The 10,068-nt window shown below is 63.7% G+C and carries 8 protein-coding genes; 7 read left to right on the forward strand and 1 reads right to left on the reverse strand.

Going from position 1 to position 10,068, the window contains the following annotated elements; translation table 11 throughout:
* Positions 1 to 345 precede the first annotated feature (345 nt).
* The 7 genes from AB1609_08130 to AB1609_08160 all read left to right on the forward strand — a co-directional run bounded on the left by AB1609_08130 (position 346) and on the right by AB1609_08160 (position 8,129).
* Complete coding sequence (locus tag AB1609_08130) at positions 346 to 1,155, forward strand: HAMP domain-containing sensor histidine kinase (GenBank protein MEW6046435.1); 810 nt, start codon at positions 346 to 348, stop codon at positions 1,153 to 1,155.
* A 28-nt stretch (positions 1,156 to 1,183) separates the two neighbouring features.
* Positions 1,184 to 1,885, forward strand: a complete 702-nt coding sequence (locus AB1609_08135) for a response regulator transcription factor (GenBank protein ID MEW6046436.1) — start codon at positions 1,184 to 1,186, stop codon at positions 1,883 to 1,885.
* Positions 1,886 to 2,045: 160 nt separating this feature from the next.
* On the forward strand, positions 2,046 to 3,053 hold the full coding sequence (locus AB1609_08140) for a hypothetical protein (GenBank protein ID MEW6046437.1): 1,008 nt from the start codon (positions 2,046 to 2,048) through the stop codon (positions 3,051 to 3,053).
* 244 nt (positions 3,054 to 3,297) lie between these two features.
* Complete coding sequence (locus AB1609_08145) at positions 3,298 to 4,053, forward strand: hypothetical protein (GenBank protein MEW6046438.1); 756 nt, start codon at positions 3,298 to 3,300, stop codon at positions 4,051 to 4,053.
* 125 nt (positions 4,054 to 4,178) lie between these two features.
* Positions 4,179 to 5,897, forward strand: coding sequence for a hypothetical protein (locus AB1609_08150; protein MEW6046439.1), 1,719 nt, complete (start codon positions 4,179 to 4,181; stop codon positions 5,895 to 5,897).
* A gap of 11 nt (positions 5,898 to 5,908) precedes the next feature.
* Entirely contained in the window at positions 5,909 to 7,162 is a 1,254-nt protein-coding gene (locus AB1609_08155) for a secretin N-terminal domain-containing protein (GenBank protein ID MEW6046440.1), read from the forward strand.
* A 139-nt stretch (positions 7,163 to 7,301) separates the two neighbouring features.
* Positions 7,302 to 8,129 (forward strand): hypothetical protein, encoded by an 828-nt coding sequence (locus tag AB1609_08160; GenBank protein MEW6046441.1) that lies wholly within the window; start codon positions 7,302 to 7,304, stop codon positions 8,127 to 8,129.
* Positions 8,130 to 8,406: 277 nt separating this feature from the next.
* On the opposite strand, the gene aspS is transcribed toward AB1609_08160, so the two are convergent.
* Positions 8,407 to 9,717, reverse strand: a complete 1,311-nt coding sequence (gene aspS, locus AB1609_08165) for an aspartate--tRNA(Asn) ligase (protein MEW6046442.1) — start codon at positions 9,715 to 9,717, stop codon at positions 8,407 to 8,409.
* Between the last annotated feature and the right edge of the window lie 351 nt (positions 9,718 to 10,068).

Consider the following 10,068-nt stretch of genomic DNA (forward strand, 5'->3'; position numbering starts at 1 on the left):
TCTTGAAACGCGAAAGAGCCAGTTCTGTCGCAAGAGTTCGATAAGAAACGTGAAGTGCCGGGAAGGAAAGACGTGCCTTTTCTGGAATGGCACCAATGCCTGTATCCGGGGGTAAACAAATCACCGGGGTTCAAATAAACGCGTGCGGCGGCGGAAATTGTCGGGAGGTCCCGAGCCGCAGCCCCGGGTAGTTCTTTCCGCGGCCTCTTTCGCTACACATTTCACGTGGCCTACCTTCGGGCTGGTGGGTGAGCACACCGGGCCGGCTCCCGGTTCCCGTGCGGGCTACCAGGCAGAATTGTGACCAGCCCCCGGTCAAACCAAGGCACATGGGAGGCGGTTCCTATGAACGTCCGTCCCGGGACCGTTCGCCTCACGGACAGCAGCCCTCGGACGGCGAGGAAACCGACGGACCCGCACGGGCTTTTCTCAAGCCCTGTCCGCATTTCACACGGCCGCCTGAAGAGGCTGGGGGAGGCGGCGCTCTACGTTGCGCACGAGACGAAGGCCATGCTGGCGGTGGCCCAGGTGGCCGCGCATACCATGGAACAGGCCGGCCCGGCCGAGCGCCCCGGTGACCTGAAGGCCATGCGGGTGCTTCGGGGTGCGCTGGTGCGTGCGACGGCCCTCCTGGACGAGATCCTCTGCTACGGAACGGAGCGCCCTCTGGAGTTCAAGCTCGTGGTTTTGCAGGACGTGGTAGGGCGCGTTGCGCAAACGGCACGCATTGTGGCCGAGGGTGAGGGGGCTCACGTTCGCATCGACGAGCAGTACCCGGATGACATGTCCCCTGTTTGGGCCGACGAGTCTTTGCTCGAGTCCGTCCTGATGAACCTTGCTCTCAACGGCCTGCAGGCCCTTGGCACAGAAGGTGGCGAACTCCGTTTTTCCGTCTCAGCCGAGTCCAACTTGGTGCAGATCCGCATCCGGAATTCGGGCCCTGCTGTCTCCTCTTTACGCTGCAGGTGTGAGTCTCAGCGGTTTGTGACAGGCAAGCGCCGGGGGACCGGGCTGGGTCTTCGCATCGCCCGGGCCGGTATCGAAGCCCACGGAGGGTGCCTGACGTTGCGACAGGACGAACCCCACAGCGTCACGGCCATGATTACCCTACCGATTGCCCCCTGTCACCGGCAGGACATGGTGACGGCCGGATAGGTGAGCGCGAACGTCTTGGGGTTGCAGGATGAGAGACCTGACATCGAGCCGGCCGGTTCGCGTCCTGGTGGTGGACGATGACCCGCTCGTGCGGTATGCGTTTCGCGCGCTGCTCGAGTCCATGGAAGACGTCACGGTCGTGGGCGAGGCGTCGAGTGGCCAGGGTGCCGTGGCCAAAATCAAAGACACCGAACCCGACCTCGTCCTCATGGACGTGCACATGGACAACATGAACGGGCTCCAGGCCACCCGGGCCCTCGTCCATCAGCGCGCCGGAACACGGGTGCTGGTGATAAGCGTCCTGCCCGAAGATCCGTACGCCCTGGAGGCCTTGAGGGCGGGGGCCTTTGGGTACCTCCGCAAGGAGGACGTCGCGCACCACCTTCACGAGGCCATCTTGGCCGTCGCTCGCGGAGAGACCTACCTCTCGCCGAACGTGGCACCCGACCTGCTTCGGCGCCTTGTCCAGGCCCAGTACGGCGTGACGGCGCCCGCTTTGACCTCTAAGGAGGCTGAGGTGCTGCGGCTGCTGGCGCAGGGCAACAGCAACAAAGAGATCGCCGTGACCCTGGGCTGCACCGTGCGAACCGTTAAGGCCCACGTTTCCCGCATCCTGGACAAGCTTCAAGTGCAGGACCGGACCCAGGCCGCCATCCTCGCTGTCCGTCTCGGCCTCATCGGCGCGCCGCCGGCGGAACGCCCCGCCAGACGCGAAGCTCGTGGCGCGTAAACCGTCGCAAGGCCCACCTCGCGCTTTTTCCTCGAACGCATGATCGTTGTCCCCGAGTTCAGTGTACCCGGTGACCGAGGCCGGCCCCACCGCGCGATTGTGGCTATTGCTGCCCTTCCCTCAAACTACGTACCAGGGTGCGGCATCGGGGAGCGATGCGATGCACAACAACATGACCGTGCTCTGTCGGCGCTGGCCGGGGGTGGTTGCGGCGGTTCTGCTGGGGGGCCTTCTCCTGCTGCCGGCGCGCGGGGTTTCGAGTGGCTCGGCCCCGGTTGCCGTCGATTATGAGATTCGGCTGGTCAGCGGCAACGCCACCCAGAACGCGGACGGCAGCTGGACGGTGCAGGTCGGGGAGCGCATCGAGTGGGCGGTGACGTGGACCGTCGCCAACATCTCGGCCGGCACCGTGTTCAATGTCCGGCTCGGCAACAACTACAGCGCGGAGATCGATGTCGCCCCGAGCTCGGTCGACGCTTCCAGAGGGCAAGTGACCGTGGCCCCGGTCGGCGGGCCAAACAGCGCCACTGCGGTAGCCTGGTCGATCGGTGACATGCCGGCCGGTTCAACGGCGGTATTGAGCTTTCACATCGCCACCGGCCTCAACCCGGCCGGCAAGCAGCAGTACACCTCGCCAGGCGACTACTGCCTCGACTCCGCCTTGACGGTCAAGTGGGACAACGGGAGCGTTAGCAAGGGCGGCTACAGTCTGAACTGCGTGCCGGTTCACGTTGGCGACCCGCCCTGGATGCGGATTGAGATCACCAATACCCAAAAGGACTGGCGGATCCGCAAGCCTGGTGACTATGTCTCGTTGGGGCTTCAGGTGATTGTGGCAAGCAACAGTTCAGTATCCATACAATTCCGGGATTTCGCCGACCTTATGCCGCTGGCAGGGAACGCGGCAAGCCCCCTGCCTGTCCTGTACGCTGCGGGGGATTCCCTTCAGCAGGCCTCTCAGGCCGGATGGTGGACAGCCGACGAACTCAACCAGCAGGTTATCTCGTTCCGGAAGTCGGACGCACTCGAGCAGGGCGTGACATGGTCACTATGGCAGAGACTCGTGGTCGGGCCCAGTCAGTCCTCCTCGGAGTACGAAGATCAAGCAACTCTGGTCTTCGTGCTGGCGAACGCAGGCCAACTGGTGGTCGACAGCGGGTCGCCGTAAACGGCACCCGTGGTCAAGGTCGTTTACGGTTAGTGGGTTGGCACGCCGTGACTTGAGAGGAGGTGGAATGGCGACCTGGAACCCGCTGAACCAATTCCGTCGTTGCTTGCCGCCCCAACTGACAGGGGGCGGTTCGCAGGGGAGGTGGTATCGGCTGCGGCCTTGGCAGGGACCGAGATTAGAGGGAGGATAGATGAGACGAGCACGGCACGATCGACTCCAGCCCATGAAAGGGGAGCCCACAGTGCTTAGAAAGTGGTCCTGGCTTCTGGCAGCAGCGCTGCTTGTCCTGGCGAGCAGCGTGGCGCTTGCGTACAACCCCAACGGCGAGGCGCTGCCGGCGAACGCATCGGAAACGCCCGTATACGAGCTTACAAACCAGGGTTGGCAAGCCGTTACTTCGCCCGACGGGGACGTCCTGGCCCGCTCTTGGAACTCCGGTCCGACTTTCGGTTTCTGCAACAAGGCGTACTGGGACTTCACCTTCACGACCCATGCCTCGGTGGCTCAGTGGGTCAACTGGACGGTCGGAACCACCCGGAAGGACTGGCGCATTCGCAAGCCTGGCACCTACGCTTCTGACTCCATCCATTTCAGCTTAGCCAGCAACAACGACGTGGTTCTGAGCTTCTATGGGTTCGACAACCTGCACTACCTCAACCCGGACGCCCCGAGCCCGGACTCTGAGATCGAGACTTACTACAGCTTCGGTGAGACGATCGGCGAAGCCGAGAGCAACGGCTGGATAGCGGCCCCGGCGCTCAATGACATGGTCATCACCTTCCCGGATAGCGAGGCCCTTCACCAGGGCATCCAGTACAAGCTCTGGCAGAAGCTCGAAGTCAGCAACTCCAACTCGTCGTCCGAATGGGAGAACGTCGGAACCGTCAGGATCGCTATAACCAACTTGAAGTTCTGGGTTGACGGTAACACTGGTCACTTCGCCGAGGATCAGTTTGGGGAGCCGCCGACCGAACCGTACGATCCTTCGACTATCTGAGTCCAACCATCCAGGCTCCGGTCGGGAGGGGCGGGGGCCTGTCCTCCGCCCCTCTTAACGGGAGAGACTTTGGGGGGTTATCCGTGAAACCGAGGCAGGAGAAGCTGCCTTGCAGGGCCCGCCGTATGCTCAAGTACGCCTTGGAGTTTATCGTGTCAACAGGCTCGGTAGTTGCCCTTATCGCGCTCCCTGCCCTGGCAGAGGGCTTCTCCTTTACCGTAAGCCCTCTTCTGATTGAACTCCAGGGGCTGCCAGGTGGTACTCTCCCATTCGAGATCGCTGTCTCGGCGGCTGACACGGGGCGCACCGGAGAGTTTACCGTATCGGTAATGCCGATCCGCCAGGATCTCTCGGGCAATTACAAACTTGCTCTCGGGAAGACGGATGAACACTCTGCGGCCGAGTGGATCAGGGTCGAACCGCAAGCCTTCACGCTTCAGCCGGGGCAAACGAAGGCAATTCGAGGGGAACTCACTTTTCCGCGACAGTTCCGGGGTGGGGCCTATGCGGCTGTGGTACTCCAGTTAAAACCAGAGGAAGGCCCCTCCGATGCTGCTCGGCAGGTCATTCGGAACGAATTCGCGGTCATCGTCGAAGCGGTCGCGGTGACGCCCAGCATACGGCCGGACCTCTACATTTCCAGTTTCCGGGTTCTTTCAGCAGGCCAGAAAGGTCTGGAAAGCTACGCTAGACGTTACGGTCCTCAAGCACTCATTCTTGCAGCCGAAGTCGTCAACGAAGGCGATGTGCACGCTTTTGCCTCGGGTACGGTGAGTATTTGGGATGCCAAAGGCCGTAAAATCACCCAAGTCCCGCTGGGAAGCGGGCGAGGAGTTGTCTTGCCTTCTGCAGCGGTCCAAATGGGCTCTATCCTGACTCGGGGACTACCCCCTGGGGAGTATACCCTTCAAGCTGTCGTCAACTACGGAGGAATACGCCCGGCCATCACCCGTCAGAAGTTCGTGGTTGGGGAGAGCTTGCTTCAGCAGGCTCAGGGGGGCCGCGGCGTCAGAATGGTGGTGGAGCCGGAAACCGTCTCGTTCGAGCTTGTTCCTGGTGCTTCCCGGTTTGCAGCGCTGCGCATTCAGAACCTCGATAAGGTCCCCATCACGGTCACCGCGCACGTTCTTCCTCTTGTCTACGACGAAGCGGGAAACCCCAACATCGAGGACATAAAAGCGGAGGGTTCCAGTGCCGGCTGGACGCTCCTAAGACCGGAGAGCGTAACCATTCCGCCCGGGAGCGCCCGCAACCTGCAGGTCGGTGTACGGACACCCCGGGATGCCGAACCGGGAGGACATTACGCACAGGTGCTCCTGGCTGCCCGGCCCGAGGGCTCCGGGAAGGAGAAAACGCCGGAAACGCAGCTGAGCGTACCTGTCTACGCGCTGCTGGGGAAGGATCTGCCAGCTGCGGGAGAACTCTCGCCCCTCACCATTCAAGAATCCGAGGACGGCCGTTTTGTCATCATAGGCACCACGTTCACCAACCGAGGCAAAGTGCACGTCACTCCGAGCGCCGAGGTCGTCGTGGAGATGAAGACCATTCCTGAAGGTTCCGAGGGTGCCGAATACGTGGGTGATCCCGTTTGGGTCGAGGCCGCTCGGCTCACCGTACCGCCCACCACTACCCCAGTGCTGCCTGGCGGCCTTCGCAATCTTGGCGCGCTCATCCAGAGACCGGAAACAGCAGGTGAGTACCGCGTCAGGGTGTACGTGCGCTACAGCACCGGGAGCACACTCATGAAGGAAGCTCAGATGGTGATTGCCCAGAGCACTTCCAAGGAGCAGAAAACTCCGGCGCCGGATGCGACCGGCAGCGATCAGAGAATCCAGGACAGGTGAGGGGTGGCCCTGTGAAGGGAATCAAGAGCGCGATGGTCATGGCAGTGTGGATGCTTTCCATGGCACTGCTCGCCCAACGAGGCTTTGCCGAAGATCCCGCGCCCGGCAGCCAGATGCAACAGCTTGAAACCCGGAGTACCGAGGCGCCCCGAGTGTCCAATGTCTTCGTGGAAACGTTCATTACCCAGGCATTGCAGGACATCGGACTGCAGGCGGGAGTCAACATCCTGGTGGACAGTTCCGTGCAGGGCTTTGTGACGCTTGAGTTGAAGGATGCCCCCCTGGAGCAGGCCCTTCGCCTCGTCCTAGCGCCTGGGGGCTATACGTACGTCAAGCTCGACGATAAGACCTACATGGTGGGCAAAGCCGATAAGACGAGCCCCATTTTCCACGTGCTTACCAAGACGGAGCGCGTTCGATTGAATTACGTCACTGCCGACGAAGCGCGTCGGTTGCTCGCTGAATATTACAATCCCTATGTCCGCTTCGATGCCGACACAAACACCGTGGTCATCACAGCAGCCCCCGACCTGCTCGACCGCATCAAGGCCGACATTGCCCGAGTCGATCAGCCCCCTCCCCAAGTGGTCATCGAAGCCGTTGTCACCGAGGTGTCGGACGAAGCTCGCCGCCAGCTTGGGCTGGACTGGAGCTGGCTGCGCACCCCGGATTCTGCGCAGAACCGAGCCTTTGGCGGAAGCTTCGACACGGTGCAGGGGCTTCTCAAGGTAACCATCAAGACACCGTATGACACACTTCTTGCCAGTCTGAAAGAACTGGTGGACTCAGGCAAGGCGCAGATTCGCGCCAACCCACGGCTCACGGTTCTAGACGGGCAGAGCGCCGACATCTTCGTCGGGGAAGACCGCTATTTCAAAATCGTAACGGGCAGCGAGGCGGCACCCTTCACGCGGCTCGAGGCGATCAACGTGGGCGTGAGCCTGCGGATCACCCCGAGGGTCGCCCGCACCGGCGACATCACTCTGGCGGTTCAGCCTACGGTTACCGACGTCACCGGGCAGGTGGGCGACGACCTCCCGGTGGTGAGCCGCCGCCAGCTTTCGACCACGGTTCGGGTGAAGGACGGCGAGACCTTGGTTCTCGGGGGGCTGGTCGAAGAAAGCCGGCAGAGCGTTACGAGCAAGGTCCCCGTGTTGGGTGACCTTCCGGTGATCCGTTACCTTTTCTCGACGTCCCGCGACCAGACGACCAAGTCCGAGGTCGTGGTCTTCATCACTCCCCGGCTCGTGTCTACGGCCCGGTAGGGCGGCGCTCCCGGGGAGGAGTGGCGCCACCGCAGCAAGGGGAGGCGCGCAGAGGGCTAAGAGGAGGATTTGCGTGGTGTTGAGAGACGTACCAACGGTTGTTGGCCGTGCACGGTGGTCTGTCCGGAGATCCCCTTGGGTGAGCCGGTACCTCGCCAAGACCCTGGCGGTGCTGATGGTCGCGGCAAGCGTGAACGTCAGTACCGCTTCCGCCAGCGCGGCTCCGCCGATGGCCCTCATCCCCGACGTGACGGCTGCCTCAGGGGAACTCGATGCGATGCTCCTCAACCCAGCGGCGGCCACGGGGCTGAAGGAGAGCTCACTGATCATCAAGGTGACCGAGGAGCCGCTAGAATCGGGCGGCAGCAAGCGGGAATACATGCTGGCCGTTGTGGACCCGGGTGGAACCCTCGCCGGCGGTCTCACGGGGTCACTGAAACTTGCCCCAGGCGAAGCGCTAGAGTGGCGCGCAACTTACACCATTGCCGGCAAGCTGGGACCGGCGGCGCTGGGGGTTCGGGGAACCTGGACGGGTATCGACGCGCCAGGGCCGGGGGTTGTCAGTAGGTGGGCAGCCGACGTCGGGGTCAGTGGTCGCTTGGGGCCTTCCCTTTGGTTTGGCATGGCTGCTTCGAACCTCTGGATAGGCGGCCCGTCCCCAGGAGCCCCTCGGATTGCGGGACGCGTGAGCCTTACACTGGCCCCGCCTTCGAAGCCGGTTTACCTGCTCTCGGTAGGGCTTTCCGACGAGGATCTTCAGGAGGCGAATGGAAGGGTGTTTGACGCAGGCCTACTGGTTCCGCTCGGCAGGTACATTCGGCTGGTGGGCCGCTACGAGCAGGGGCTGGAAGACGGTATGGCCGTTAGGTGGGCTGCGGGTATGAGCGTCGACGTAACGATGTTTCGGCTCGACGCTGGATACCGCTCGGATGGTGCCTACCTCGTGGGTATCCGAAGCACCATTTAGCCAGGTGGCGGAACTCGCGGTGAATAGTAACCCGAAGAACCTGAATCACAGCAACAGCCGCCGTGGGTGGATGCCGTAAGGGTCCAGCCCTGGTAGTCACCGGCTCGGCCCTCGTGGCGCGAGCGCAACGGCCCCGGTTCTCGGGTCGTTGTGGGCGCTATGGGATCCTGAAAGGTGCGCTTGCCACGACAAGATGGCGGGCGCGTGCGTGGTGCGGACAACCGCGGCCCCGATCCCTCGTTACCGGGTGAACCTCGTTGCCGCTGTGTTGCTGGCGTTACGGCTCCAGCCGGTCCACGTCCCTGGGAAAGAGCGTGGCTTCGCGCACGTTGGCGAGGCCCAGCAACCGGGCTGTGAGGCGTTCCAGCCCGATGGCAAAGCCGCCGTGCGGCGGCATGCCGTGCCGGAAGGCGAGAAGGTAACCCCGGAGCGGCTCCCGGGCCATCCCGCGCTCCTCGAGGGCCCGCAGGTAGTCGGCGTACCTGTGCAGCCGCTGCCCGCCCGTAACGATTTCGAGCCCCCGGAAGAGCAGGTCGAAGCTGTTGGTGTACCCCGGATGCTCCGGGTCGGGATGGGTGTAGAAGGGCCGCTTGGCGAGCGGATACCCCGTCACGAACAGGAAGTCGCTGCCATGCTCGCTCCGTGCCCACAAGCAAAGGTCACGCTCGTCCTGGGGGGAGAGGTCTTGCTCGCCCCGCACGTTACGGCCAAACCGCTCCCGGATGATCTCCTGAGCCTCCCAAAACGCCACCGCGGGGAAGGGCCGGCGCCACACCGGCGCGTCCCAGCCCTCGCGGACGGCGCGGCTTCGGGCAGGAGCCCCGAAACTCTCCAAGGCGGCGACGCCGGCGGCCGCCATGGCCACGACCACCTCTTCCACCACCGCCATGACGTCCCGGTGGTCGGCGATGAACCCCATCTCGGCGTCGAGGCTCGTGTACTGGTTGAGGTGGCGGAGGGTGTTATGGGGCTCCGCCCGGAAGACCGGCCCCACCTCGAACACCCGTTCGAACACGCCCACCATCATCTGCTTGTACAGCTGCGGGCTCTGCGCCAGATACGCCCGCCGCCCGAAGTAGTCCAGCGCAAAGACGTTGGCGCCCCCCTCGCTTGCGCCGCCGATCAGCTTGGGCGTGAAGATCTCCGTGAACCCGTGCCGGGTGAGGGTGTCGCGGAATGCGGCCACCATGGCGGCCGACACGCCGAACGCGAGCCTTCGGCTGGGGTGACGCAAGCTGAGCGCCGCGAGGTCAAGCTGCGTCGACAGCTCGGCCCGGAGCGCCCGCTTACTCAAGTCGATGGGCGGAAGCTCGGCTGGGGCAATGACCTGGAAGGTGCAATCGCGCAGTTCGACTCCGCCGGGCGCCTGAGGGGCGGCGGCGACCACACCGGCGGCCGATACCACGCTCTCGTTCGCGACACCGGGCAGCGGTTCGTCCCCTTCGCTCACAAGCTGGCAGATTCCCCACCCGTCCCGCAGCAACGTGAACGTGATCCCGCCGAGTCGCCGACGGGCGTGCAGCCACCCGGCCACGTGCACACGCTCCCCAACATGCGCTGCCAGTTCGGTGGAACGCACCCTGGTCAGGCGAAGCCCGCTCTCGACGCCTACCACTGCCCGTAACCCCCTGTCGAGCGAAGTGTTGAGGGCAAAACAAAAAGCCCTTTCGTCTCCCTCGGGACGAAAGGGCCATGGGCCCTCCGCGGTGCCACCCGGCTTAGCGCGCTTTGCGCTCACTCAGCGCGGCCGGCCCTGCACCCTGTGGGGTCGCCGGGCGAGCCGCTCCTTCGCTATCGGGAAGGGCCCGGCCGTCACTACCGGCAGCGGCCGGTGCGCGGCCGCGGCTTTGGCAACGACAGCTCGGGGATGTCGTTCGGCAGCAGCTGCTCCGGGGCTTGCACCCTCCCCCGTCGCTTCTGAGCGCCCCGCTGCCTACTC

It is taken from the genome of Bacillota bacterium (genome assembly GCA_040754675.1).
Taxonomy (GTDB): Bacteria; Bacillota; Limnochordia; order Limnochordales; family Geochordaceae; genus Geochorda.